This window comes from Actinoallomurus sp. CA-150999, assembly GCF_050942425.1.
Taxonomy (GTDB): Bacteria; Actinomycetota; Actinomycetes; order Streptosporangiales; family Streptosporangiaceae; genus Actinoallomurus.
Genome location: NZ_CP192063.1, coordinates 2,208,130 through 2,233,478 on the forward strand (window position 1 = coordinate 2,208,130; position 25,349 = coordinate 2,233,478).

Annotated in this window: 21 protein-coding genes and 1 pseudogene; 10 read left to right on the top strand and 12 right to left on the bottom strand. The window is 71.1% G+C overall.

From position 1 onward, the window contains the following. The first annotated feature begins 205 nt into the window (after positions 1 to 205). From ACQP2O_RS10510 to ACQP2O_RS10520, 3 genes are all read left to right on the top strand, one after another. Positions 206 to 793, top strand: coding sequence for a TetR/AcrR family transcriptional regulator (locus ACQP2O_RS10510; protein WP_433182208.1), 588 nt, complete (start codon positions 206 to 208; stop codon positions 791 to 793). A gap of 217 nt (positions 794 to 1,010) precedes the next feature. Next, entirely contained in the window at positions 1,011 to 2,153 is a 1,143-nt protein-coding gene (gene hutI / locus ACQP2O_RS10515; RefSeq protein ID WP_433182210.1) for an imidazolonepropionase, read from the top strand. Positions 2,154 to 2,332: 179 nt separating this feature from the next. Continuing rightward, the gene (locus ACQP2O_RS10520) at positions 2,333 to 3,067 is read left to right on the top strand and encodes a response regulator transcription factor (protein ID WP_433182212.1); all 735 of its coding nucleotides are present in this window, start codon (positions 2,333 to 2,335) and stop codon (positions 3,065 to 3,067) included. A 330-nt stretch (positions 3,068 to 3,397) separates the two neighbouring features. On the opposite strand, the pseudogene ACQP2O_RS10525 reads toward ACQP2O_RS10520, so the two are convergent. The 6 genes and pseudogenes from ACQP2O_RS10525 to ACQP2O_RS10550 form a co-directional block, all read right to left on the bottom strand. Beyond that, positions 3,398 to 4,876 (bottom strand): annotated as a pseudogene (locus tag ACQP2O_RS10525) (ATP-binding cassette domain-containing protein); the annotation flags it as partial. Further along, the gene (locus ACQP2O_RS10530; protein WP_433182214.1) at positions 4,876 to 6,780 is read right to left on the bottom strand and encodes an ATP-binding cassette domain-containing protein; all 1,905 of its coding nucleotides are present in this window, start codon (positions 6,778 to 6,780) and stop codon (positions 4,876 to 4,878) included. The pseudogene ACQP2O_RS10525 and the gene ACQP2O_RS10530, both read right to left, overlap by 1 nt. A 55-nt stretch (positions 6,781 to 6,835) precedes the next feature. Further along, the gene (locus ACQP2O_RS10535) at positions 6,836 to 6,949 is read right to left on the bottom strand and encodes a SapB/AmfS family lanthipeptide (protein ID WP_433182216.1); all 114 of its coding nucleotides are present in this window, start codon (positions 6,947 to 6,949) and stop codon (positions 6,836 to 6,838) included. A 7-nt stretch (positions 6,950 to 6,956) separates the two neighbouring features. Continuing rightward, on the bottom strand, positions 6,957 to 9,515 hold the full coding sequence (lanKC, locus tag ACQP2O_RS10540; RefSeq protein WP_433182217.1) for a class III lanthionine synthetase LanKC: 2,559 nt from the start codon (positions 9,513 to 9,515) through the stop codon (positions 6,957 to 6,959). An 827-nt stretch (positions 9,516 to 10,342) separates the two neighbouring features. Next, positions 10,343 to 11,230: a helix-turn-helix domain-containing protein gene (locus ACQP2O_RS10545; protein WP_433182219.1), complete on the bottom strand. Its 888-nt coding sequence runs from the start codon at positions 11,228 to 11,230 to the stop codon at positions 10,343 to 10,345. Positions 11,231 to 11,498: 268 nt separating this feature from the next. Further along, positions 11,499 to 11,786 carry a hypothetical protein gene (locus ACQP2O_RS10550; RefSeq protein WP_433190980.1) on the bottom strand — a complete coding sequence of 96 codons (288 nt, stop codon included), beginning with the start codon at positions 11,784 to 11,786 and terminating at the stop codon, positions 11,499 to 11,501. A gap of 1,334 nt (positions 11,787 to 13,120) precedes the next feature. Here ACQP2O_RS10550 and ACQP2O_RS10555 point away from each other — a divergent pair. Further along, a complete protein-coding gene (locus ACQP2O_RS10555; RefSeq protein ID WP_433182221.1) occupies positions 13,121 to 13,324 on the top strand; it encodes a hypothetical protein in 204 nt (67 codons plus the stop codon). On the opposite strand, the gene ACQP2O_RS10560 is transcribed toward ACQP2O_RS10555, so the two are convergent. The 3 genes from ACQP2O_RS10560 to ACQP2O_RS10570 are packed head-to-tail and all read right to left on the bottom strand — an operon-like array spanning position 13,305 to position 15,989. Continuing rightward, complete coding sequence (locus ACQP2O_RS10560; protein ID WP_433182223.1) at positions 13,305 to 13,796, bottom strand: flavin reductase family protein; 492 nt, start codon at positions 13,794 to 13,796, stop codon at positions 13,305 to 13,307. The two genes, ACQP2O_RS10555 and ACQP2O_RS10560, sit on opposite strands and share 20 nt — an antisense overlap. Before the next feature lie 25 nt (positions 13,797 to 13,821). After that, complete coding sequence (gene sppA / locus ACQP2O_RS10565) at positions 13,822 to 15,537, bottom strand: signal peptide peptidase SppA (RefSeq protein ID WP_433182225.1); 1,716 nt, start codon at positions 15,535 to 15,537, stop codon at positions 13,822 to 13,824. 47 nt (positions 15,538 to 15,584) lie between these two features. Then, positions 15,585 to 15,989, bottom strand: coding sequence for a DUF6463 family protein (locus ACQP2O_RS10570; protein ID WP_433182227.1), 405 nt, complete (start codon positions 15,987 to 15,989; stop codon positions 15,585 to 15,587). A gap of 97 nt (positions 15,990 to 16,086) precedes the next feature. Between ACQP2O_RS10570 and ACQP2O_RS10575 the strand changes: the two genes are divergently transcribed. After that, a complete protein-coding gene (locus tag ACQP2O_RS10575) occupies positions 16,087 to 16,686 on the top strand; it encodes a TetR/AcrR family transcriptional regulator (protein ID WP_433182229.1) in 600 nt (199 codons plus the stop codon). 62 nt (positions 16,687 to 16,748) lie between these two features. Here ACQP2O_RS10575 and ACQP2O_RS10580 read toward each other — a convergent pair whose 3' ends face one another. Then, positions 16,749 to 18,734 carry a glycosyl hydrolase family 18 protein gene (locus tag ACQP2O_RS10580; protein ID WP_433182231.1) on the bottom strand — a complete coding sequence of 662 codons (1,986 nt, stop codon included), beginning with the start codon at positions 18,732 to 18,734 and terminating at the stop codon, positions 16,749 to 16,751. A gap of 192 nt (positions 18,735 to 18,926) precedes the next feature. On the opposite strand from ACQP2O_RS10580, the gene ACQP2O_RS10585 reads away from it, so the two are divergent. After that, positions 18,927 to 19,748 carry an NUDIX domain-containing protein gene (locus tag ACQP2O_RS10585; RefSeq protein WP_433182233.1) on the top strand — a complete coding sequence of 274 codons (822 nt, stop codon included), beginning with the start codon at positions 18,927 to 18,929 and terminating at the stop codon, positions 19,746 to 19,748. A gap of 57 nt (positions 19,749 to 19,805) precedes the next feature. On the opposite strand, the gene ACQP2O_RS10590 is transcribed toward ACQP2O_RS10585, so the two are convergent. Next, the gene (locus ACQP2O_RS10590; RefSeq protein ID WP_433182234.1) at positions 19,806 to 20,528 is read right to left on the bottom strand and encodes an SDR family oxidoreductase; all 723 of its coding nucleotides are present in this window, start codon (positions 20,526 to 20,528) and stop codon (positions 19,806 to 19,808) included. A 79-nt stretch (positions 20,529 to 20,607) separates the two neighbouring features. Here ACQP2O_RS10590 and ACQP2O_RS10595 point away from each other — a divergent pair, with 79 nt between their 5' ends. The 4 genes from ACQP2O_RS10595 (at position 20,608) to ACQP2O_RS10610 (ending at position 23,269) form a co-directional block, all read left to right on the top strand. Then, entirely contained in the window at positions 20,608 to 21,027 is a 420-nt protein-coding gene (locus ACQP2O_RS10595) for a hypothetical protein (RefSeq protein ID WP_433182236.1), read from the top strand. A gap of 213 nt (positions 21,028 to 21,240) precedes the next feature. Beyond that, the gene (locus ACQP2O_RS10600; RefSeq protein ID WP_433182237.1) at positions 21,241 to 21,888 is read left to right on the top strand and encodes a TetR/AcrR family transcriptional regulator; all 648 of its coding nucleotides are present in this window, start codon (positions 21,241 to 21,243) and stop codon (positions 21,886 to 21,888) included. Between the two features lie 5 nt (positions 21,889 to 21,893). Beyond that, the gene (locus ACQP2O_RS10605) at positions 21,894 to 22,376 is read left to right on the top strand and encodes a hypothetical protein (RefSeq protein WP_433182239.1); all 483 of its coding nucleotides are present in this window, start codon (positions 21,894 to 21,896) and stop codon (positions 22,374 to 22,376) included. 53 nt (positions 22,377 to 22,429) lie between these two features. Beyond that, positions 22,430 to 23,269 (top strand): hypothetical protein, encoded by an 840-nt coding sequence (locus ACQP2O_RS10610; protein WP_433182241.1) that lies wholly within the window; start codon positions 22,430 to 22,432, stop codon positions 23,267 to 23,269. A 59-nt stretch (positions 23,270 to 23,328) separates the two neighbouring features. On the opposite strand, the gene ACQP2O_RS10615 is transcribed toward ACQP2O_RS10610, so the two are convergent. Next, a complete protein-coding gene (locus ACQP2O_RS10615; RefSeq protein ID WP_433182243.1) occupies positions 23,329 to 25,257 on the bottom strand; it encodes a Xaa-Pro dipeptidyl-peptidase in 1,929 nt (642 codons plus the stop codon). Positions 25,258 to 25,349 lie beyond the last annotated feature (92 nt).

The following is a 25,349-nucleotide window of genomic DNA, read 5'->3' on the forward strand; positions in this document are numbered from 1 at the left end:
CGCCGTCGCCTGAGAACGCGGAGGGCCCGGCGGTCCATGGCCGAACGGCCGTGCGTGAGAGACGCCGACTGTACGGCACCGTATGGTCATCGGCGAGCGCGCGACCGGCGGCCCGGGCGACGTGTCGCCAGGAGTGACGCATGTCGGTGCGGCCGCATCCCGTACGGACGCGTATAGGGGCTGGTCGCTGCGGTAGTCTGCGGCGGTGGCGAAGGATCAGGGCAAGGGCGCCGGCCGGCGGTTGACGGCGCGGGACTGGGTGGATGAGGCGCTGATCGCCCTGGGTGAGGGCGGTCTGGCCGCGGTGGCCGTCGAGCCCCTCGCGAAGCGGCTCAAGACCACCAAGGGCAGCTTCTACTGGCACTTCGCCAACAGGGAGGCCTTGATCGAGGCCGTGTTGCAGCGCTGGGAGGAGCTCAACACCGAAGGCGTCATCACGGCGGTGAACGACGAACCGGACCCGGAACGACGGCTGCGGAACCTGTTCAAGGCGGTCCCCGCGGCGACCGACGGGGATCCGATCGAGGTCGTCCTGGTGGGCAGTGTCCGGCACCCTCAGGTCGCCGCCGCACTGCGGCGGGTCACCGAGCGCCGTATCGACTACGTGACCCAGATCCTCGCCGAGCTCGGGTTCCCGGCCGACGAGGCACGCCGCCGTGGAGTGCTGATCTACACCAGCCACCTGGGCCAGACGCACCTGATGCATGCCGCGCCGGACGTGCTCCCGGCCGGCAGAGACGACCGCAAGCGCTATCTCGAGACGGTGCTCGAGATCCTGCTGCACCGCGACTGATCCCTGCCTTTGTCGGCACGGGGCCGCGTCTCGGATGTCAGACGGCTCCGCTCCGCCGGTCGTGTCGGCGGTGTCGTCCGGATGCCATGCTGGCCGCATGAGCGAGCGGAGCCCGCGCCGATGAAGGCGTGACCCGTCCTCACGCGGCCACCCGGCCGTCACGAGGGCGGGAGCGGGCCCGCTGGCCGCTGCGATCAGCCGTCGACGGGAGGCCTGCGTGAGCATTCTGATCACGAACATCGGGGAGCTGGCCGGGGCCGACGAAGAGCGGTGGCTGATCCCGGACGCCGCGCTGGTCGTCGACGGCGAACGGATCGCGTGGGCCGGGCCCGCCGCCGAGGCACCGGCTGCCGACGAGGTGTACGACGCGGGCGGCCGGGCGGTGCTGCCCGGGTTCGTCGACTCGCACGCGCACTTGGTGTTCGCGGGGGAGCGCGCGGAGGAGTTCGCCGCGCGGATGAGCGGCCGGCCGTACGCCGCCGGGGGCATCCGCACGACCGTCGCGAAGACCCGCGCCGCCTCCGACGAGGAACTCGGCGCCAACGTACGGCGGCTCGTCGAGGAGATGGCCCGGCAGGGCACCACCACGGTGGAGTGCAAGTCCGGGTACGGGCTGACCGTCGCCGACGAGGAGCGCGCGGTACGGATCGCCGCCGGGCTGGTCGACGAGGTCACCTACCTGGGCGCGCACGTCGTCCCGGCGGGAGCCGACCCGGACGAGTACGTCCGGCTGGTCGCGGGGGAGATGCTGCGGGCCTGCGCGCCGTACGCGCGGTGGATCGACGTGTTCTGCGAACGCGGGGCGTTCGACGCCGACCAGACCCGGGAGATCCTGGCCGCGGGCCGGGCCGCCGGGCTGATCCCGCGCCTGCACGCCAACCAGCTCGGCCACGGCCCGGGCGTCCAGATCGCGGTGGAGTACGGTGCCGCGTCCGCCGACCACTGCACGTTCCTGTCTGACGCGGACGTGGCCGCGCTCGCGGACTCGGAGACGGTGGCGACCCTGCTGCCCGGCGTGGAGTTCTCCACCCGGCAGCCCTATCCCGACGCCCGCCGTCTCATCGACGCGGGGGTGAGCGTGGCGCTCGCGACCGACTGCAATCCGGGCTCCTGCTACACCTCCAGCATGGCGTTCTGCATCGCCGTGGCGGTCCGGGAGATGCGGATGACGCCGGAGGAGGCGGTACGGGCGGCCACCGAGGGCGGCGCGCGGGCGCTGCGCCGGACCGACGTGGGGCATCTGCGGCCGGGCGCGCGGGCCGACGTCCTGCTGCTGGACGCCCCGTCGCACATCCACCTGGCGTACCGGCCCGGTGTTCCGCAGGTGGCGAAAGTGTGGCGGTCCGGACTGCCGGTATGACGAAACAGAAACGCGTTAGGTCAATAGTTTTATTAATTGATCTTGGACGGTAAATACTTACTGACATGCGGCCCGACGTGGCCACACTGTGGCGTTGACTGTTAACCCATCGTCATCCACTCTTGAGGGAACTGCCCCCAGCCCCTCGGGAGCCTCCTGATGTTCAAGCATGTCCACACATGGCCGACTCACCCGCCTCTCGTGGTCAGGCGATGATCGCGCGATCACATGGCCCCGGCGTAGGAAAGATTTCACGAGCGTGGAAAAAGCCGATGGCTCGCCGAAATCAAAAATGCCGAGAGGTGGAAATGATACGCATTCTCATCGTCGAGAATACAAATCTTGTGCGCGGTGGGCTCGTCGCCCTGCTCGACGGGCAGGCCGATATGTCAGTCGGTGCCGCGTTAGAGTCCGCCGACAAAGCGGTGCCGACCGCGCTGGAAATGGATGCCGACGTCGCCCTCATCGGGGCCGGCCTGGCGGGCGGGGACGGCTTCGCGGTCGCCCGTGACCTCCACGACGAGCTCCCCTCCTGCGGGATCCTCATCATGGCCGGCCGTCGCCGACCAGGCGACCTGCGCCGGGCGGTGGCCGCCGGGGTGATGGGCTACGTCATGATCGACGCACCGCCGGAGGACCTCGCCGACGCGGTCCGGCGGGTCGCTCAGGGGGAGCGGGTGATCGACGCGGAGCTGGCCTTCGCCGCCCTGGAGACCGCCGAGAGCCCGCTGACCGAGCGGGAGCTCGACGTGCTGCGGCTGGCCGCCAAGGGAGCCTCATCCGCCGAGATCGCGAACCATCTGTTCCTTTCGGTCCGTACCGTCCGGAACCACATGTCGCGCATCATCGGGAAGATCGGCGCGCGCAACCGGGTCGACGCCATTCGCATCGCCGACGACGCGGGCTGGCTCTGATCCGCCCGCCGGAGCCCGCTCCGGATCCACTCGACGGTCGGCGGCAACGCCGTCCGTGCCCGGTGGGGTCGGCCGGACGGCCGTATCCGTCGGGCCGCGGTCCGCGCCCGCCGCCCAGTGGCCGTCCAGATCCCGGTACGGCGCGCAGCGGAGGAGCAGTTCCTCGTGGGTGTCGAGCCAGGCCCGTGTCCCGTCGAGGAGGAGGACCCGGCGGGCGCGCCGTGCCGAGGTCATCCGGTGCGCGATGACGATGAGGGAGCCCGGCCGTGCGGCGAAGGCCTGCTCGGCGCGCTCCTCGGCCGCCGCGTCCAGGTGACAGGTGGCCTCGTCCAGCACGACCAGCCGCGCCGGTGACAGGTAGGCGCGCGTCAGCGCGACGAGCTGGCGTTCGCCCGCCGACAGTGTGGCGGGGTCGAGCACGGCGTCGTACCCGCCGAGGCGTTCGACGACGGGCGTCAGGCCGACGGCCTCGGCGGCGGCGCCGAGGGTGCGGTCGCCGGGGCCCGCACCACCGTCCCAGGCGTCCGGGCACAGGTAGCACAGGTTCTCCCGCAGCGTGCCACCGAAGACGTAAGCCTCCTGCGGGATCAGCGTGCGGGCGTCCGGGGTGACCTCCGTGGCGGGCGTCCCGCCCAGGCACGCGGTCCCCCGGGCCGGTGTGAGCAGCCCGGCGATGAGCAGAGCCAGGGTCGACTTGCCGATGCCGCTGGGGCCGACGATCGTCAGGTGGTCGCCGTCGGGCACCGACAGGGACAGGTCCTCGATCACCGGGTCGGCCTCCGGCCCGTACGCGAAGGTCACCCCGGACAGCCGCAGGTCCCCGCTGCCCGGTGCGCAGGGACGGGGTACGGGGGGCACGTCGCCGACCTCCATCAGCCGGTCGACGGTGACCGCCAGGCGCAGTCCGCTGCCGCCCAGCCCGCGGATCGCGGTGTGCAGCGCGGGGGTGAGCCCCTGGAGGACGTACGTGAGCGCGCCGAGCACCGCGCCGGGGGTCGCGCCGTGACGCAGCAGCCATGGGGCGGCCGCGACGATCGCCAGCAGCGGCACGCGCCCGCCGACGGCGAGCGCGATCGTCCGGCCGGCGGCCAGGCGGGCCACTGATTGTGCGGCCGCCGCCTGCGCGTCGATGAGCCGCCCCGTCTCGGCCGCCATGGCGTCCTCCGCGCCGCAGGCGACGACGTCCCGCAGCCCGGCGGCCAGCGCGGTCGCGGATCCGGCGATCCGCTCCTCGGCGAGGATCAGCTCCCGCTGGCGGGCCACCGCCCGGGACACCATGCCGAGGAACAGCCCGAGCCCGGCCACGACCGGCGGCACCACGAGCAGCAGCGTCACCGGCATCAGCGCCGTCAACCCGATCAGCGCGCTCACCAGCGTGAACACGAAACCACGGACGACCACCAGCAGCCCCGCGAACGTGTCCCGGACGATCTCCACGTGCTGCGTCAGCCGGGCGACGGCGGCGTCGTCCGGACGCCCGCTGCGGACGGCGTCCCGGACCGCGCTGCGGACCACCTGGCGCACCAGGGCATCGCGCAGCGGCTCGACGATGCCGGCCAGCGGCCGGTACGCCCGCGCGCTGCCGACCGCGCCGACGGCCGCGGCGGCGGCCAGGGCGGCCAGCCAGGCCATCCCCACCCCCGCGCGGTGAGCCAGGAACGCGTCCGTGGCGCCCGCGACGGCCCGCCCGAGCACGAGAACGGGCGCCGCCTCGACCGCCGACCAGACCGCGAGCAGCACCGCCTCGCGCGGATGCCGGCGAACGGCGGCGAGCAGCACCCGCCCACTACGGACCCGGTGCCGGGTCATCAGCGGAACACCTCCCGGTACGCCGGGTCCGCCCACAGCTCGCGGTGCGGGGCGCAGGCGCGGATCCGCCCGCCGTCGAGCCAGGCCACCAGGTCCGCGCGTGCCGCCGTCGCCGCCCGGTGGGCGATGATCAGACGGGTGCGCGGGTCCCGGGTGAGGACGTCCCCGATCTGTACCTCGGTCACGGTGTCGAGGCTGGAGGTCGCGTCGTCGAGGATCAGCACCCGCCCGGGATGGGCGAACGCGCGGGCGAGACCGAGGCGCTGCAACTCGCCGCCGGAGAGGGGGGCCGCGTCGGGCGGGGTCCGGTAGCCGGCGGGCAGGCGGCGGATGAAGGCGTCCGCCTGGGCGGCGCGCGCCGCCGCGACGGAGTCTCCGCCGATCGCCTCGGCGATGGTCGCGCCGAACAGGACGGGCCGCGCGAACGCGTACCCGACCGCCTGCCGCAGTGCCGTACGGCTCAGGTCGCGCAGTGGGACACCGTCCAGGAGGATCTCGCCGGCGTCCGGTTCGGCGAGGCGGCCGGTCAGGGCGGCCAGCAGCGACTTGCCCGACCCCGACCGGCCGACCACGGCGACGGCCTGGCCGCCGGGGACGGTCAGGTCCAGGCCGTCGAGGACGGGAGCGGCCGACACGCCGCGGAACTCCAGGCGGCCGGGTCCCGCCGGCGGCGAGGCGGAGCCGTGCGCGGGCGGCTCCCGGTCGAGCACGGGGGCCAGCCGGGCCGCTCCGGCGCGGGCGCGGGCCAGCCGGCCGAGCTGAGTTATCACCGGGCCGACGTCGGAGCCCAGCCCCGCGTACTGGGTGGCGGCGAGCAGGCCGCCCGCGCTCAGCCGCCCGGAGGCCAGCTCGTACCCGGCGACGGCCAGGACCGCGATCTGCAGCAGCGGGACGGCGAGGGTGCTCCTTCCGGCGGTCGCGGCCTGCACCCGCCAGGTCGCGTGCCCGTGCGCGGCGAGTTCGGGGAGGGGAGCGAGGATCCGGGCGGTCTCGCGGTCGGTCGTGCCGGCGGCCGCGACCGTACGGTTGCCGGCGAGGGTCTCCACGAGCCGGGCGGCGATGGCGCCCTGGACGGCCAGATAGCGGCCGACCACGGCGGAGGTGTCACGGACGAACGCGTTCAGGACGAAGACGATCAGCGGCAGGCCGAGGGCGAAGGTCAGCGCGAGCCAGGGGTCGAGCAGGACCAGGGCGATCACTCCGCCGACCGGGGGAAGGACCGCGGTGACGGCGAGGACGAGCGCGGACGGGCCGAGGCCGGTGTCCGCGGTGGCCGTGACGGCCCGGCTGGTCACGTCGCCCGCCGCGAGGCCGGTCGACGTGGTCGCGGGCCCCGCGCCCTTCTCGCGCGTTCCGTGAGAGGTTTCCGTCGTGTCGGAGGCGCTCAGGGCAACGCTGCTCTCGCTCCGGCCGGTCCGCTTGTTCCCGGGGAGCTCACCCTTCTCGCGCGCTGCGCGAGCGGCCTCCGTCGTGTCGGAGGCGCTCAGGGCTACGCTGCCCGGCCGCTCGCTCCGGCCGGGTCGCTGACCCTTCTCGCACGCTGCGCGAGCGGCGTCGTCCCGCGGCCCTTCATCGCCGCGGACGCGTTCGACGCCGAGCGACGGGCCGAGCGCCAGGAGACGGCGCACGAAGCGGTGGCGCATCCGCGCGGTGGCGGTGGCGGCGCTGGCGCCGATCGCGAGTTCGGTGAGGACGTCGCCGGTCATGGCGGTGGCCACCAGGGCCGCGTAGACGAGCGGCCAGGTGGAGGTCCCGCCGTCGTGCAGGACGCCGTCCACGGCGCGGCCGAGGACGGCGGGCAGGAGCGTCTCCGCCCCCGCGCGCAGCAAAGAGGTGACGGCGAGCAGGCTCGCCCAGACGCCGCCGTCGCGGAACGTCCGAATCACGAGCCCACTCGCCGTCATCGGTCTCCCTGCCTTCATGGCCCGGGCCATGGTTCCCGGAACCATGAGTGGATCATCAGAGGCAGATCGTGATGCTGTGCGAGCTGTGGCACAGCAGGCTCAGGCTGCTGTTGGCCTCGCCGCCACCACCCGGGGTGGACTCCATGCCCTGCATGTCGAGGAGCGTCATCGTCGGTTCACCTCCCTATCGTGTTCGTGTCTCCGACACCCGCGAGGGTTCTCGCGGGTTGCTCTGGTGCCGCCAGGAACGGCAGGTGGACCGGCCGGTCGTGCATCGCCGCGCCGAGCGCGAGCAGGACGCCGGCGGTCCCGGTGCCCAGGTCCATCGAGAGCCGGAGCAGGTTCTCGCCGGGGAAGGCCAGGCCGCCCTCGTACGAGACGGCGTGCCAGGCCAGGTCGCGGACGTGCGCGGCCGCCTGCGGATCGCCCTGCCGGGCGAGGTGCAGCAGCATCCCGGCGCGTCCGCTGAACAGCCCGGACTGGGCGTAGTAGACCGACCGGGCCGCGCGCCGGATCCCCTCGCGGGCCTCGGCGAACCGGTCGTCCGTACGGTGCGCGAGGTAGTCGTCGATGACCATTCCGATGCCGACGCTGCCGCGGGCGAGGTACGGCAGGATCCGTGAGCCCTCGTCGACGTGGAGCGCGCCGTTCTTGTCGGTCACGCACCGGTCGAGGTCCATCCGGATGGCCGTGGCGGCCAGGTCGAGGAGGTTCGCGTCGCCGGTGCGCTCGAAGAACCGGATGAACATCAAGGCCGGGCCGGACATGCCGTTCAGCAGCCCGGGCCGGGCCGGCGGGCCCGCCGCCACGAGGCGGTCGGCGACCAGCTGGGCCGCGCGCGTCGCGGCGTCCCGGAGGGCCGGCGCCTCGAGCGGGCCGGACAGCTGCTCCAGGGCGAGCGCGATGCCGGGCAGCCCGCCGTGCAGGTCGAGGGCGAGCCGGTCCCACCGCTCGCTGAGGCAGATGTCGACGACCTTCGCCGCAGCGTCCAGGTGACCGAGGTGGGCCAGCGTGAACGCCGCCCCGTACAGGCCGTCGTACAGGCCGAGCCCGGTGCCGGACGGCGGGTTCGTGGCGTGCTCGATCAGCCAGTCCTCGTGGTCGACCGCGCAACCGGTGACGTCGAGGGCGTACAGGATGCCCGCCGCGCCGTACGCCAGGCCGAGCGCGCCGCCGCCGAACTGCTGGATGTCGCCGGGGAAGAGCCGGTCGTCGCGGTCCGGCGTGGCGCTCGCCGTGATCGCCGTACTCAGCGCCGAACGCGCCTGCTCCCAGCCCGCCGGATCGGCCGTGATCCGGGGCCGGGGGCCGACGAGCCGCGTGCCCGTCGTCGCGTCGCGGGAGATCTCCGCGACGGCCGGCTCGAGGAACCCATCGGGCACCGGGAACCGTCCGGCGATCACCTCGGCCAGGTGTGCGGCCTTCGTCCGGTCGAGCTGGAACAGCGTCGTCAGCGGGGCGAACAGCGCGAGTCTCAGGCAGGCGAGGCAGTACCGGTCGACGGCCGTGCCCCGGCGGTCGGGCGGGGCCAGGAAGCCGGGGTTGGCGAGGATCTGGCGCCCTTCGTCGGCGGCCGGCGCGGCCGTCTCGAAGTCGATCAGCGCGATCGTGTCGTCCGGCCGTACGACGATGTTGAACATGTGCAGGTCGTTGAAGACGATCCCGCGGGCGTGGACGGACTCGACGACGCGCTCGGTGCCCTCGTAGACCTTCAGGGCCCACTCGGTGTACTCGGCGAGCCGGGCGGGGTCGGGCTCGGGGTCGAGCAGCGGATGCCGCTCGGCGAAGAAGGTGTTGAGCGTGCGACCCTCGACGAACTCCTGAACCAGGAAGTGGTGGTCGCCAAGGGTGAAGTAGTCGCGGACCGCGGGCACGCCGTCGATCCCGGCCAGCCGCTCCAGCATGTCGCGCTCGCGCTCGAGCCGGGTGACGGCGTCGGCGCCGTCGGCCGCCAGGCCGGCGTGCGGCCGGCCCTCCTTGAGGACCACGCGCTCGCCGGTCCGGGTGTCCTCGGCGGCATAGACCCCGCCGCCGTTGGAGAAGTGCAGCGCCTCGGTGACCTTGTACGGCAGCCCGGCCATCGTGACCGCGTTGCGCGCGTCGAGGTGCGGCCGCAGGCAGCCGGGGACGGTCACCCACTCCGGCACCTTGAACACCGGGTCGCGGCGGTCCGGCACGAGCCGGCCGTCGCCGTCCTCAATGGCCGAGACGAGCCGGCCGCTCTCGTCCATGCAGTGGCGTTCGGTGAAGCCGCCGTAGCGGACGTAGAGGGGCCCGTCGCCGATCCGCAGATCGGTGAGGATGTACGGCCCGGCCTCGCCGGCCAGGAGTTCGCCGAGGTCCCGCAGGATCCGCTGGAGTTCGGCCTCGTCGCGCGGATAGATGGTAACGAGCTTTCCGCTTCCACCGCGTGGCGCGTATTTCGCGTTGCGCATCAGCAGGACGTCGACACTGCGCAGATGCTTGAAGGAAATACCGCGTGGAACGCAATAGTCGCGCACCCGGGTCAGCACGCCCTCGGCGTTGTCGTGACACGCCGACACGTGGACCTTCCAGCCCTGCTGGGGGATCTGCTGGGCCGGCGGGACGTAGACGAGCCACTCGCTGCGGCGAATCCGCTGCCACCCCTCGGGAAGGGACTCATCGGCGATGGAGAAAGCCGGGCGCTCCTGTCCGTCAAGGACGTCATAGAAGAGCCTGTCTTTCTGGCAATACAACTCGTACTGCTTTTCCACCGGCGCGTCCTCTGCTCGGATGTGGGCTGATCGGGAGAGGTCCCGGGTGTTACGAGAACCGAGAATGTCAGGACGCCGATGGATCGCCTAGGGACAAGTGTCACGAATGACCCGTGATGATGTCCTATGGCAACTTGTGACTGCGAAAGCGGACAAGTCGTCTCACGTGGCATCTACGCAGATAGACGCTATTCCGAGAATGGCTACTCGACAGTAGAGGAGGATGGCGGCCCGGTGCCCGGCGCGTGTCGCCCCCGCACATCCGGTCGCGCCGACGCGAAGCGCACGCGGGTCGCGTGAGGCCGGAGCGCCGAGTGGGTGAACGAAGGCCGGTGATCGCCTCGTGGCGCTGAGAGCCGGCGGCCGGACCCGGGCGGGCGTGGAAGGATGGGCGTGACGGCGTGAGCGCTGTCCGGTCCGCCATAAACTTAGGGCCGCCTTCGGCAAACTCCTCGTGATCTTGTGCGAGGGGTGCGCCACTCTGGTTAGATCAGTGTCACCCTCGGGTATCCGCTATCCAGTGCCCGAGGGCAGTGACTATGCGTATCAATCGTGCCGGTCATAGGGGTCTTTGGGCCGGCGGTCCGGTAAGGGGAAGGCAGATGGCTGCCGATCCAAGCTCGTTCGTTCTGGCGATGCCATGGCGCAAAAGCGCGCGCAGTGGGAACACCGGCTGCGTGGAGGCCGCCCTGGCCGTGCCGGGCCGCCGGGAACCGGCCGATGCGGCGCCGGTCGGCGTCACTCCCTCGAACGGTCGAGTACTCCCCACCGGTTAGTGCCGCCGCGCGGGGCGGATCGCCCTCGTGACGAGATCCGGCCGGCTCGGCTCAGCCGATGGGCGGCTCATCGCTCATCTTGGCGGCGGCCGCCTCGATGAAGGCGATGGACTCATCTTCCGGCAGGGCCAGCTGACGCAGATGGTCGAATGCCTCGAGGTAGGCCGCGATCTGCTCGCTTTCGGCCACCGTCAGGTCTCCGCCTCGGGCGTTCTCGAGATAAAGCACGCCCGCCGGGCCGGTGTCGAATCCGAGAACCGTGAACTCGCCGAGCATGCCGAAATGTGAACCCTTATCAAAGGGAATCAGTTCAATCGTCACGTCGGGCAGGCGGGCGATCTCCAGTATGTGCGCGAGTTGGTGCGGCATGATGCTGCGATCACGCTGCCCGCCGACCCGGCGGCGGATGACCGCTTCATCCAGCACGAAATGCTGGAGCGGCCGGTCCTCGCGGTTGAAGACCTTGTCCTGGCGCAGCAGGCGGACCTCGATGACCGGCTCAGCCCCGCCCGCCGTCGGCCGGAACTCGATGGTCAGCGCACGCGCGTACTCCTCGGTCTGCAGAAGTCCGGGCACGAGGAGCGGTGAAAAGGACCGTATGCTCGATGCGCCGAGCTCATAGCCGAGGTATGTGCAGTAGGCGTTGTCGTTCAGATCCTCTTTGTATGGATCCCACCAGCCGCGTGTCCGAGCACCACGCGCGAGTGTGGCCAGCTCACGGATGCGGGGCTCGTCGTCGATCCCGCAATATCTCAACAGCGCCTGCAGATCCGTCGTTGATATGCCGACGTTTCCGCCCTCGATCCTGATCAGTTTCGAGGGGGACCAGTCGAGCGCGCGGGCGACCTCCTCCTGCGTCTTGCCGGCGTCGCGGCGTATCCGCTGAAGCTCGGCCGTGAGGCGCGCACGCTGAACGACAGGGCCGGGATCCGATGCCATCTCTCCCCCCTCGCCGGTGAAGATCGAGAATCAGTGGGGCGTCCGTCATCTCGCCTTCTGCCGCCTTCCAACGGGCTTAGACTAAATCAGCGAGATGGCAGGATGCCATACCCTTTTTCAGCGAGGTGGCAAGCGTCCACCCGGACAGTCACTCGGGTAACGCCAGTGGCGCGTTCCAATGCTGCTTGACGGCCGATTGACGTGCATGTCGACCAGGGGTAATGACGTTCGCTCCGGCCGTTTCGCGGTCCAGGATGACGGACGACGGTCAGAAGAATTTTAGCCGTTCGAAATCCGTGGATTCGGCTTCCCGTATATAGACCGAGCCGCCCTCGTGCATGATCTTTTCCAGGAACGCGTAGACCTGGAGCGCCCGGTTGATCACGTCCGTCTTCGTGTCCCGAGTCAGCTGGACGACGTCGTCCAGCGCCGTCGCGGAGCGAGCGGTGAGGTTCACGGTCACCCGTTCCAGGGGGCTCTGTGAACGGCCGGCCGCGGGCGCTCGGCCCGGTCCCGGCTCCGCCTCCCGTGGTGCGGATCTCGGTGTCTTCGGCATGGCGTCCACCCACCTCTCATCCGCCCCGCGCGGCCGACAGGTGACCGGTGGCGGGATAGCGTGCCGTACGGTCACATTGTGCGGGTCGCCTGCTCGCCCTGCCAATGAAAGCAGGGTCGCAGGAAGGTGACATGCCGATAGCCGTATGGCACTACGCGTATGCCGTGTGACGGGCGTATGACGCATGGCCTGACAGCGCCGCGAAAGGCCAGGTGGGCGCCGTTTCCGGTGCGGAGTCGTTCCGCTTTCGCGTCCCCTCGCCGGTCCGCTCGCCGCCACCTCGCCGGAGGATAGTACGCACGTCGGCGTCATGCATCGCGGCGGTGGGCAGGGCGACTCCGGGCACAGAGCGAGCGGGCACCGTGAAAGGGGGCACGGCGGGAGCCCGCAGCGCGGAAGGCCGCACAACGGGAGCGGGCGCGCCGAAAGTGCGCACCGCGAGAGTACGCACACGGCGAGCGTGCACGGAGAAAGCGCGCACGACGGAAGCCCGCAGCGAGCGAGTGCGCGTCACGATAGCGCGCACAGCGCGGGGAAGCGTGACGCGGGGGCGCAAAAGGGAATGTCCGCGATAGGGGCCTGGCGATGCACGTCCTGGCCGATAAACAGCAGGCAATTGGCTTTATCGCCAAATAGATAATTGTGTCAATTTGGTTAGGTGGCCTGCCGAGTAATCGAGCGTTTCGCCGGTAATCTCTATATCGAGGCAAGCAGCATAACTGCTCCACCTCATAGGAGACGAGCGGTGCAAACGAAATGGAATGACGAGACCGCCATCGGCCGGGAAACGACGGAACACCCGACCGGCCGCGCGGACGTGGCCATCGAGCGGCAGACGCACGAGATGACCGCCACGATGGGGGACCTGCGGCTGCGGACCGCTTCGGACGAGCCCGTTCACTCGCCCAGCGGAATGGCCACGGCCGGCCTGAAGACGGCGATCGCCGGACTGATCGCCAGCGCGCCCTTCATCACCGGCGGTTACCTGCTCCACGCGCCGGCCTGGCTCGCCCTCGTCCTGGCCATGCTGGCCTTCCTGCCGCTCGTCACCTGCATCGGCGTCGTGGTCATCGCGCAGGAGTTCCGGCGCGGCCCCGCCCCGTGCACCGTACGGCCGTCCCGCACTCCCGGTCGGCCCGCCTCGCCCCGCCGGTCGTCCCGGACTCCCGGTCGATCCGCCTCACCTCGCCGGTCGTCCCGGACTCTCGGTCGGCCCGGCTCGACTCGCCGGTCGTCTCAGGCTTCCGGCCGGTCCGTCTCACCTCGCCGGACGCCGTCGCCGACGTCCGGCCGCCCGTCCGCGCAACCACCCTCTCCCCGGATGGAGACCCTTCATGTACATCCTTCTCGCAGTGATCGTCGCCCTCTTCATCGGCGCGCGTTCCGAGCGCGCCCGTCAGGCCCACCGGAACTGGGGCATGTACAAATCCCGGCTCGCCGAGATGCGCGGCCTGCGGATGCGGGAGACCGCCCGGGCGATCTTCGGGATCGTCGCGCTGCTGGCGGTGATCGTTCTCGTCAGCGGTATCGGCGGTTGACGCGGATCAGCGGCGGCCGCTCGGCGTCGACGTAGTCGACGGCGAGGACCTCGGCGATGAACAGCACATGGTCACCCGCGGTGACCTGCTGCCGGGCCTCGCACTCCAGCGCGGCCGCTCCACCCTCGATCACCAGCGCCCCGGACCGCGGCCCCCGGTGGTGGGGCTCCCCGGCGATCAGCAACCGGGCGCTCGGCCGGCCCGCCGCGGCGAACCGGCCGGCGAGCGCCCGCTGGTCCGCGGCCAGCACGGTCACGGCCCAGCGTTCGGCCCGGTCCAGCACCTCGCTGAGGTACGACGTGCCGTCGATTCCGACCAGCACCATCGGCGGATCGAGCGAGACGGAGGAGAACGCGGTCAGCGTCGTGCCGATGTCGTCGCGTCCGTCGCGCACGGTGACGACCACCACGCCGGTCGCGAACGTCGCGAGCGCGTCGACGAGCTCGTCGGCCGGAACCTCGCCCCCGGTCACGGCGCGGCCGGGCGGCCGGCGTGCGTCAACGGATCTCCCAGGTGCCCGGGAGCAGGAGCGGGCCGCCGGACGGCAGGCCGAGGCGCGCCGCGATCCCGGTGATCGGCCCCCAGGCGTCCACCCGGGCGCTCGCCGCCGTACGGTCGTCGCTGGACTCGGCCGGGCGCAGGCGATCGAGCGGCGTGGCGCGGGGGTAGGTCCGCACCGGCGCGTCGACGGGCAGCCCGGCCTTCTTCCGCGCCAGGTCGATCGTGTACGCGAGGCCGCCGAGCTCGTCGACCAGCCCTCGCTCGTGGGCGTCCGCCCCGGTCCACACCCGGCCCCGGGCCAGCTCGTGCACGCGGTCGCGGGGCATTCCCCGGCCCTCGGCGACCTTGCCGGTGAAGTCGTCGTACACCCGGTCGAGGAAGATGTTGACCCGCGCCCACTCCTCCTCGGTGAAGTCACGCGTCGGCGCGTACATCCGGGCGTGCGCCCCGTGCTCGACGGTGCCCAGCCCGATGCCGAGCCGCTCGAGCAGGTCACCGACGACCGGTTTGCCGAAGACGACCCCGATCGACCCGGTGAGTGTGCCGGGCTGCGCGACGATCGTGCTGGCGGGGGCGGCGACGAAGTAGCCGCCGGACGCCGCGACGTTGCCCATCGACACGATCACCGGCTTGCCGGCCTTGCGGGCGAGGACGACCTCGCGCCAGATCGTGTCCGAGGCGACGTACGAGCCGCCGGGACTGTCGATCCGGAACACGATCGCCTTGACCTTGTCGTCCCGGACCGCCGCGCGGAACGCCGCAGCGACGGTGTCCGAACCGATCGACGCGCTCTGCCCGGGCAGGAGGCTGCGGCCGCTGCGGCCCAGCCGGATCGGCCCGTGCCCCTGGATCAGCGCGACGACGTCCTGCTGCGGACGCGGGATCCGCTTGGCGACGCTTTGGGCGCGGTTGTAGCGCGCGACGTAGCGCAGTCGGACCTCGCCGTCCGCGCCGGATCCCCGCGCCGCCTTCCGGACCTCGGCGTACACCTCGTCGCGGTAGGCCAGCCGGTCCACCAGACCGGCCTCGAGGGCCTCCGAACCCAGGAGCGGCGCCCGGTCGATCAGCTCGCGGACGCGCTCCTCGGACAGCCCGCGCCCGGCGGCCACGCCCGCGACCACCTGCTCGCCGACGGAGGACACGATGCGATCGGACATCTCCCGGTGCTCGGGCGTGTACGAACGCTCCATGAAGGTGTTCGCGGCCGTCTTGTACTCGTGCCGCTTGGCGAACCGCGGAGTGATCCCGGCCTTCTCGAGGGCCTCGTTGAAGAAGGGCTCTTCCAGCGCGACGCCGGTCAGCGCCAGGTCGCCGGACGGCTGCAGGTAGATCCGCTCGAACGCGGTCGCGAGATAGTACGGGACGGTGCCGCGGCCGGTCTCCCCGAACGACTCCGCCCAGGCCACGGTCAGCTTCCCCGCTTGACGGAACGCCTGGACGGCCGCCCGAAGCTCCTGGGCGACGGCGAGCCCGAGCCGGTTGCCGCCGATCCGTACGATGAGCGCCCGCACCCGCGGGTCCGAACGGCCCTTCCGCAGCCCGTCGAGGACGTCGCGCAGATGGGCCCGGCGCATCGACACGACCGCGCTCACCGGGTCGGCGGGCGGGCCTTCGACGATCCCGTCGGTGAGATCGAGTTCGAGGATCAACGGCGCGGTGCGGCGTTCGCGCGCGTCCTTCAACAGGTCGACCACTGCTCCGGCATCCACCATGAGGCAACCCTATTCCGCCTGGCCTCGCCGGGGCACGGCCAACCCGGCTACGCGCGTACGCGAGGCGCTGCGGCGGACCCGTCGCCCGCGCGCCGGCGTGCGGCGATGAGCATTCCCGCGGGGATGAGGGCGAGGATCATCGGAGTCGGCTCGAGGAGCAGCGAGCCGACGAGCGTCCAGGCGACGAGCCCCCATCCGAGGTATGCGGGGAGCGTCCGCCCCGCCCGGCCGGTCGAGACCACGACCGCGCCGAGCAACAGCAGCGGCAGGCCGAAGCCGCCGACCGTCAGCCAGTAGGCGCCCAGCTCGGGGCTGAGCTCGCTCAGGCCGTTCGCCGGGAACCACAGGTCTCCCTGGAGGAACGCGGACAGGTGCGCGTGGCTCAGCGCAGTGGTGACCACGAGATGGGCGGTGGCCAGGAACATCAGGATTCTGCCGGCCCAGACGGTCACGGGCGCCTCCTCTGGTCGTGTGGCCGCGCCGCGCGCCGTGGCGCGGGGACGTGCCGGTGAGTAAAGTTAACGCCGCTTACATGGAGGGATATTAACGGTGTCAACATCGCCTCGCAAGACGGCGTACCACCACGGCGACCTCCGGCGCGCCCTCGTCGACGCCGGACGCGAACTCGTCCGGGAACAAGGCGTCGCAGGCCTCACGCTCCGCGCCGCCGCGGCGCGGGCGGGCGTCTCCGCCGCCGCGCCGTACCGGCATTTCCCCGACAAGGAGTCGCTGCTCGCGGCGGTGATAGCCGAAGGGTTCACGGAATTGGCGGCCACGATGTCCGAGGCGGAAGGGACTCGCCCGCTCGAACGCATGCACGTCATCGGGCAGCGGTACCTCGCGTTCGCGGACGGCGAGCCGGCTCTCTACCGGCTGATGTTCGGCGGGGCGGTGCCCGACCGGGCCGCTCACCCCGTCCTCCACGCCGCTGAATCCGAGGCGTACGCGATCATGCGCACGGTGATCGCCGAGGCGATCCGGGCCGGGGACATCCATGCCGACTCGGTCGACGCCGTCCTGCTGACCATGCGCTGCGTCATGCAGGGACTGGCCGCGCTCATCGTGGACGGGCAGATCCCCCACGAGCGGATCCCCTCGGCGGCGCGGGCCGTGATGGGCGTCGTCGATCAGGGACTCCTGCCGCGCTGAGCACGAGCGTGGGCGGGCCCCCGGGTGGGCCGGCGCCCTGGTGCGGCGCCGGCCCACGAGGGTCAGCCGAGTCCCGAGGACAGCGCGGTCATCAGGGTGCCGGTGTCCCCGGACATCTCCCAGATCATCGCGCCGAGCAGGTTCTTGCTCTTGATGTAGTCGGTCTTCTTCCCGATGGACCAGGGGTCGTCGAACGTCCACCACTGGCCGTTCGCGCCGGTGTAGCAGTACGTCGCGACGGCCTGCTCGTTGTGGTAAACCGTGCAGCCCGGGACGTTCGCGGCGATGTTCTTGTAGCCCCGGGTGCCGGCCTCCTCCGGGAAGTCACCGGGCGCCGCGCCGTTCGCCGCCTGCCACTCGCCGTTCTTGCCGCCGTCGGCCACCTGCTGCCAGCCCCGGCCGTAGAACGGGATGCCGATCGTCAGCTTGCGGGTGCTCACCCCCGCGTCGGTGTAGACCTTCACCGCCGAGTCGACGCTGAAGTGGGTGGAGTACGGGTCGTTGTTGTCGACGTACAGGTTCGCCTGGTCGCCGGTGCGGTTCGGCTCCCAGGAGTTGTCGCTGCCCGCGCCGTGGAAGTCGTACCCCTGCACGTTGGCGAAGTCGAGCGAGTTGAAGATCTTAGAGAGGTCCCAGCCGTTGTTGACCTTGACCGGGTCGGCCGGGGTGAAGGCGGTCAGCAGGTGCCCGCTGCCCAGGGCGTCCAGCTGGCTGCGGAACTCCGCGAGCAGCGCGGTGAGGTTCGCCTTGTCGCTCGGGTCGTAGTGGTTGCCCGGGTGTCCGTTCGGGTCGCCCGGCCACTCCCAGTCGACGTCGATGCCGTCGAACACGCCGGCACCGGTCCCGGCGCCGCCGGTCCCGTCGGACGACACCGGCAGGTTGCCCTTGATGAACATGTCGATGCAGGAGCTGACGAGCTTCTTGCGCCCGGCGTCCGTCTTGGCGGCGTCGGAGAAGAACTTCGAGTACGTCCAGCCGCCGATCGAGACGAGCACCTTCAGGTTCGGGTACTTCGCCTTCAACTTCTTGATCTGGTTGAAGTTGCCCTTGAGTTTCTGGTCCCACGTGTCGCCGACACCGTCGACGCTGTTGGCCGCCGACACCGAGGCTCCGTAGTCGGCGTACGCGTCGCCGGCCCCGGTGCCCTGGTCGGGGTCCTCCGGATTGGTCGACGTGCTCTTCGTGGTCTCCAGGCAGCCCAGGTTGGTCGGGTCGAGGTTCTCGAACGCGTAGTTGAGCACGGTGAGCTTCCCGGCCGCGCCCGTCGTGTCGAGGTTCTTGATCCAGTAGTTACGGCCGTAGATGCCCCACTGGGGGTAGTAGCCGACCTTCTGGTACGAGCCGCCGCCACCGCCGCCGGACTGCGTCGTGCCGGTGACCGCCGCGCTCTTGGCGGACTCGTTCCCCGCCGCATCCCGTGCCGTGACGGTGTAGGTGTGGCTGCTGCTCGCGGCCAGCCCGCCGATCGTCGCGCTGGTCGTGGTCGACGTGGCGACCACCGTGGACCCCTCGTACACGCGGTAGTCCGTGACGCCGACGTCGTCGGTGGACGCGGTCCAGGCCAGGCTGATGGAGCTGGACGTCGTACCGCTGACGCGGAGGCCGGTGGGCGTCGTCGGCGGTGACGTGTCGCCCCCACCGCCACCGCCGCCGGTGCAGGACTGCCCGTTGAGCTTGCAGTTCAACGGGGTCGCCGACTCGGGCGCGCCGACCCAGCCGAAGCTCGCCGAGGCGCCGGGCGCGAGGGTGCCGTTGTAGTCGCGGTTGGTGAAGGTGTAGTGCGTGCCGCTCTGGGTCATCAGCGCGTCCCAGTACGACCCGACGGATCCGCCGGCGGGCACGTCGAACTCGACCTTCCAGCCGTTCAGGGTCGTGGATCCGCCGTTGGTGATCGTGTACTTGCCCTGGTAGCCGGTGCCCCAGCCGGAGTCCTTGGTGAAGGTGGCGGTGGGAGCGGTGGCCGCGCGGGCGTTCGGGGTGAAGTGGGGCAGGGCGAGGAGGGCCGTCGCCGCGAACGCGACGACGAGCCGGAGGATGGTCCGTCTCAAGTTCGGCTCCTCTGAGACTGGCGGGGGAGGAGCACGGCGCCGTACTGACCGAAAAGAAAACCTTCTTTCCAGTTGGTGGGAAGCTAACTCCCCTGGCGAGCCGCGTCAATGCCCGAAAAACCGGTGGTCAGCCGGGCTGTGCGGGTGGTTTCCGGCGGAGGCCGCCCCGACCTGCCCGTTACCCTCACTGGTATGGGCGACGGGGACGGCTGGGTGAATTGCGAGGCGGGTCATCGCCACTGGGGACGGCACGGCGCCGCCGGCCTGCTCCTCTATCACCAGGGTCCCGAGCCGCACGTCCTCCTCCAGAAACGCGCCCTCCTGTCGATCGGCGGCGGCACCTGGGGCATTCTCGGAGGCGCCCGCCACAGCCACGAGGACGCGATCACCGGGGCGCTGCGCGAGGCGGGGGAGGAGAGCACCCTCGACCCGTCCGTCGTCCGGGTCCACGGCCTCATCGGCGAACACCACGGCGGCTGGTCGTACGAGACGGTGATCGCCTCGGTCGCCGAGCGGCCCCACGTCCGCCGCGCGTCCTTCGAGACCGCCGCCGTCGCCTGGGTCCACGTCGACGAGGTGCCCGGCAAGAAGCTGTTCCCCGCGTTCGCCGACGGTTGGTCCCGGCTCCGCGAGGCGCTCGTCCGGCCGGTGCTCGTCGTGGACGCCGCCGCCCTCGACGGGACCGACGGCGACGGGACGTACGGCGACGGCGCCGCCGTCGCGCGGCTCCGCGACCGGCTCGCTGCGCTCGGCCCCGTTCCGAACCTCCCGGGCACCGTCGCCGACCTGTCCTACCCGGAGATCGTCCTGGCCGCCGGCGACGCGGACGTCCCCGGCGTGGACGGCGTACGGGTCGTGGCGGCACCGGCCGAGGCGTTCGCCGCGTTGGCCGCACCGGGTGCCCCGGACGAGCACCGCGTCGTCGTCACGGGCGACCCGGAGCGGAGGCGCCGCACGCTGGAGGCGGGCGCGGCGGTCGCCGACCCGAGCTGGCTCCGCGGCCTCCTCGCCTGAGCGCCGTACGTCGTCCTTGCCAGGGCAGCGGGCCGTGCCTGAGCGCCGTACGTCGCCCTACCAGGGCAGCGGGCCGTTCTCGTCGAAGTAGCCACCCGTGGGCCCGTCTTCGCCGACCAGCGCCAGCTCGACGGCGACCTTGGCGCCCTGCGCCGGCGTACGGGCGCCCCGGTACTCGTTCAGGTCGGTGGCGCAGTGGCCGGGCTCGACCGCGTTGATCTTGATCGCGGTCTGCCGCAGCTCCTTGGCGTACTGCACGGTGACCGCGTTCAGCGCCGACTTCGACGACCCGTAGGCCAGGAAGGCCGGCAACGTCGAGTCGGGAGCCGCGTGCATGCCGATCGACGCCAGGCGGCTGGAGACGTTGACGATCCGGCCCGCCGGCGAACGCCCCAGCAGCGGCAGCATCGCGTTCGTCACGGCCACCACCCCGAACACGTTGGTCTCATAGACCGCCCGCATCGCGGCCACGTCCGTCTCACTCGGCGGACCGCTCACGGGACGGTCGCTGATCCCGGCGTTGTTGACCAGGATGTCGAGCCGCCCGAACCGATCGCCGATCCATCGCGCCGCCTCGGCGATCGACGATTCGTCCGTGACGTCGAGCCGGACGTGGTGGAACTCGCCGCCCTCGGCGCTCAGGGCGGCGACCGCCTGCTCACCTCGGTTCCGATCGCGGGAGGACACCAGCACCGCACAGCCGTGCTGGGCCAACCCGCGGGCGATCTCCAGTCCGATGCCTTTGTTCGCCCCAGTGACCAGGGCCGTTTTCGTTGCCATGGAAAGATCCAACGACTTCGAGCGTGCTCTAAGTCAACCGCGTCGCTTCGGCCGGACGTGACCGGGGAATGGTGGCGGCATGACGTCTCCGGAGGCAGGTCCAACGTCGGCGAAGCCGGTTCTCATCGTCGACGGGGCGAACGTCGTCGGCTCCCGGGCCGACGGCTGGTGGCGGGACCGGGCCGGCGCCAACGAACGGCTGCGCGACCGGCTCGCCGCCCTCGGTGGGGTCGAGGGGCTGCCGGAAGCGGGCCCGGGCATCGCCCATCCGGAGATCATCCTGGTCACCGAAGGCGCCGCGCGGGGCGTGCCGAGCGTTCCCGGCGTACGGGTGGTCGCGGCGCCGGGCAGCGGCGACGACACCATCGCCCTGCTCGCCGTGCCCGAGGCGGACGAGAGCCGGACCGTCGTGACCGCCGATCGCGAACTGCGCCGCCGCGCCGAGTCGGCCGGCGCGTCCGTCGTCGGGCCCCGCTGGCTCCTGGACCGCCTCGGCTGAGCCCGCCTTTCTTCGAGGCGCGGGACCGAGAGGTTCGCCCGCTCTTAGCGCCTTTCCGCAGCCCGCCTCCACCTGTGCCCGGGACTCCGACCGCAGCCGCGCCCGCCGAGCAACCGTAGGGCGGCCGCGCCCGCCTGCAGTAGATCTCAACCGGTGTACGGGCGAGATCGCGAATGTTATTGTCACGGTTGACAATAACGGGGGCGAGCGCGGATGGCAGGAGAGCGGCGCAGGCGCCGTACGCCCGCCGAGGCGCGCGAGGAGATCTTGACGGCCGCGGCGGCGCTCATCGCCGAGCGCGGGCCGGACGGGGTCGGCCTGCGGCAGGTGGCCGAGGCGGTCGGGGTCACGCACGGCCTGGTGACGCACTACTTCGGCACCTACAGTGCGCTGGTCCGGGAGGTCCTTCGGCGGGAGAACGCGCTGCTGCGCGAGCGGGTCCGCGACCGCATCCGCGCGGAGGCGGGCCTGCCGACCGCCAAGGGGATGATGAGCGTGCTGTTCGACACGCTCGCGGACGAGCGGTACGTACGCCTGTGGGCGTGGGCGGAGCTGCACGCCGACCTCGGAATGGCGAACCTGGGCCTGCGCGAGCTGGTCGACGCGATGGACCAGGGCATCCGCGCGGTACTGCCCTGGGAAGAGGTTCCCGGCCGGGACCGGATCGAGGCGGTCGTGCTGCTGGGGCTTTCCTCCGCGTACGGCTACGCACTCGGGCACCGCTCCTGGCTCTCCGGGCTCGGCCACGACCCGGCCGACCCGGACCGCGACGCCGCCTTCCGCTCGGGCCTGACGACCGTGCTGGCCGGCTACATGACCGAAGCGTCCGGGCTGGTGCCCCGCGACAAGGAGGAACGGTAAAAGTCATGACGGTCAACGTGGCCCTGCCGGTGGGCATCGCCGTACTGGTCATCGTCCTGCAGTTCACGACGCGACCGGTGCGGTGGCAGAACTGGATCTGGGTGGTCCTCTGCGTAGCCCGCGGCTTCGTCCCGCCGGGTCCCTCCCGCGCGACCGCCGCCGGCATCGGCCTGCTGGTCGTCTCGCTGATCGCCTCTGCGATCTTCGGCGTGCTGCGCGGCCGGACGATGCCGATGTGGCGGGACCAGGACGGAGCGGTCTACCGCCGGGGCGGTCGCATCACGCTCCTGTTGTGGCTGGCCACGATCGCCACCCGGCTCGCGCTCGGAGCGCTGGGGCAGTCGGTCTTCGCCGAGCCGTTCGCCTTCGACGCCCTGTGGCTGGGCCTGGGCGTCACCCTCGCCGCCCAACAGTTGGTCATGACCCACCGCGCCAGCCACCTCCCGCACCCCGCTCCTCGCTCCGGCCGCCCAACGCCGACTCGTTGAGGGTTTTTGCCGTCGCTTTGCGTAAGTGTTCGGACACGATCAGTGTTCGCCGCATGCCGAATCGCGGTCACCAGATGTGGTTGGAATTAATCAGGTTGCGGCCCGCACTCGCGGCCGACCTGCTCGACTATGTGTGCAAGGGCCTGGTGCCGTCCACCGCCCACGCGCGCATGGAGCCCACGGACCTCAGCGAGCACAAGCCGGTGTCCTACCACGCAGATGCGGTCGTGACCCTCGGGAAGGATCGGCCTGAGCTCGCCGTCATCGTGGAGGTGCAGCAGCGCCGGGATCCACAGAAGCACCTGACCTGGCCGGCCTACGTGGCCACGGCCCGCGCCCGCTTGGGCTGTCCGACCGTGCTGCTGGTCATCTCCCCGAAGGCGGGCGTCGCCGGATGGGCCCGCAAGCCGATCCCGCTGGGACATCCGGGCCTCGTCCTGCGGCCTCTCGTCCTCGGCCCGGAAGAGGTGCCTGTGCTGACGGACGCACAGGCGGTTCCCTCGCCGGAACTCGCTTTCCTGTCCGCCGCAGTCCACGGTCCAGGCCCCGATGGCCCCAAGGTCTTCGAGGTGTTGCTCGACTGCATGGAGACCATCGACGCCGACTGGGCACAAGGTTTAATGGATGAGGTACTCGCCGTGCTTCCTCGGGCGGCTCGGAACCTTCTGGAGGGGATGATGAAGACCGAAACCGGCGAATACAGGAGCGAACTCTTCCGCCAGGTCGTCCATGAGACGCAGGTGGACTTCGTCCTTGCCATGCTCTCCTCTCGGGGCGTCACGGTGCCGGAGGAGGCGCGTGCGCGCATCTTTGGGTGCACCGACGTCGAACAACTGCTGGAGTGGGGGAAGCGAGCCGCTACTGCCGACTCCATCAAGGATGTCCTTGGCTAAGGACCCCGAGTGTGAGTGGGCCCCGGGACGGTCGTCCCGGGGCCCGCTTCATCTGAGGATCAGTGGAAGTCGTGGGGCTGCTTGGGCAGGACCACGTGGGTGGGGCCGCGCCAGTTTTGTTCGGCGGAGAAGGTGGACTCCGACGGGGTGCCGCCGACGATCACCGGGAGGGTGACCTTGCTGCCGGCCAGGTCGACCGTTACCGCGGCGCCGGTGGCATCGTCGTCCTGGGTGTCGGCGTCGGTGCCGATGAGGACGAGGGCGAGCCGGTGTCCGGCCTTGAAGCGGTAGTCCTGCGGCAGGGTGTCCCAGCGGACCGAGTAGGTCGTGCCGGGCGTCAGCGGTGACGCGTGGCTGAGGGAGAGCCGGTTCTGCGCGTCGAGGTAGCCGCGGGTCACCACGTTGACGTCGGACGTCACCGTGTCCGTGACCACCTTCTTGTAGCAGGCGTCGTCGGCGGCCGTGCTCTCACCGTGGCAGTCCTCGGTGGTCAGCGTCTTCACTCCCGAGCCGGCGCCGAGGTAGTTGACCCGCGTGTCGGTGCCGTAGTCGACGAGCAGCGCGCCGAGGTTGGCCGTCGGCTTGTTCAGCTTGATCTTCAGGCTGACCTGCGGCGTGCCGGACAGCCGTACGTCCCGCTTCAGCGGCGGGGTGGTGTAGGCCAGCCGGTACGGCTTCGCCGTGGTGGGGTCGGACACGTCGTCGCCCTCGGCCTGCTTCGTGTCGCTGTACGTGCCGGTGCCGGAGCCGGCCTTGAGACCGAGCGTGCCGTCGGCCTGCGGGCGCAGGCTCAGCGCCCGGGTGTGCGGCGCGGGCCAGTCGGACTGGGCGGCCCACTGGTCGGGCGCCACCTCCACGTCGGCGCGCGGCTGCTTCATGATGCCGTTGGGGAGCTTCCACAGCCAATGGTCGAACCACTGGTGGAGGGTGTCCACCCAGGCGTCGCGGCGGAAGTCGAACGGGTCGACGTGGCCGTACTGCGACAGCCACACCTTCCGCGGCACTCCGCGCTTGGCCAGCGCCGCCCACCAGGTGGAGAACTGGCTCGGCTTGACGTTGAGGTCGTTCAGCCCGTGGACGGCGAAGACGCTGGCGTGCACCTTGCCGGCGTCGGCGATCGGCCCGACCCGGTAGTCCCGCTCGTTCCAGAACGGGTTGTAGTTCCCGGTGGCGTCGTCCTGACCCTGGGCGAGCTTCTGGCGGACGGCGGCGCACTTGGCGGGCGGGTCGGTGTCGACGAACTCCGCGAGCCCGTCCTCCTCGCCCTTGAACCAGATGGTCCCGTTCACGCGGCTGTAGTCGTACCAGGAGCTGATCGCCGAGATCGGCACGATGGTGTCCAGGCCCTTGACGCCGGTGGCGGCGACGGCGTTGGCGAGCGTCCCGTCGTACGACTTGCCGATCATGCCGGCATGGCCGGTGGACCAGGTGGCCTTCACCTCCTTGCCTTGGGCGTCGAAGGCCTTGGCCCGGCCGCCCAGCCAGTCGATGACGGCCTTGCCGCCGAGGACGTCGGAGGCGCCGCCGGAGGTGGGGCAGCCGTCGGACTTCGTCGTGCCGTCCATGTCGACGTTCAGGACGGCGTAGCCGCGCGGCACGAAGTAGTTGTCGTAGTACAGCGGGAACTTCACCGGGTTGCCGTTGGCGTCGTACGCCTTGCGCTCGGACTCGTTGCCCCGGCCCGCGTTGTCGTAGTACGGGCTCTCGTCGATGATGGCGGGCACCTGGAGCCCGGCGTTCGTCTCCTTCGGCCGGATGATGTCGACCCGGATCAGGTCCTTCTTGCCGTCACCGTCGGCGTCGACGCTCGACTGGACCCGGACGAACTCCCGGATGGCGTTCTGATACGAGAAGACGGGCTGGGTGACCCCGCCCGACACCTTGATCGTCGGCTTCTTCGCCGCATGGGCGGCGGGCATCCCGGCCGCCGCGAGGGCGGCCGCGACTGCGATGGGGGCGAGGACTCCTCGCCGTGCTGAGATCCGCACGCGCTACCTCCTGAGGTTGCGCGCGAAAATCTCTCGCAGTGAGCGGCGTCGTCACAAGGTCATTGCCACATGTGGCCCCATTCATCACGGAC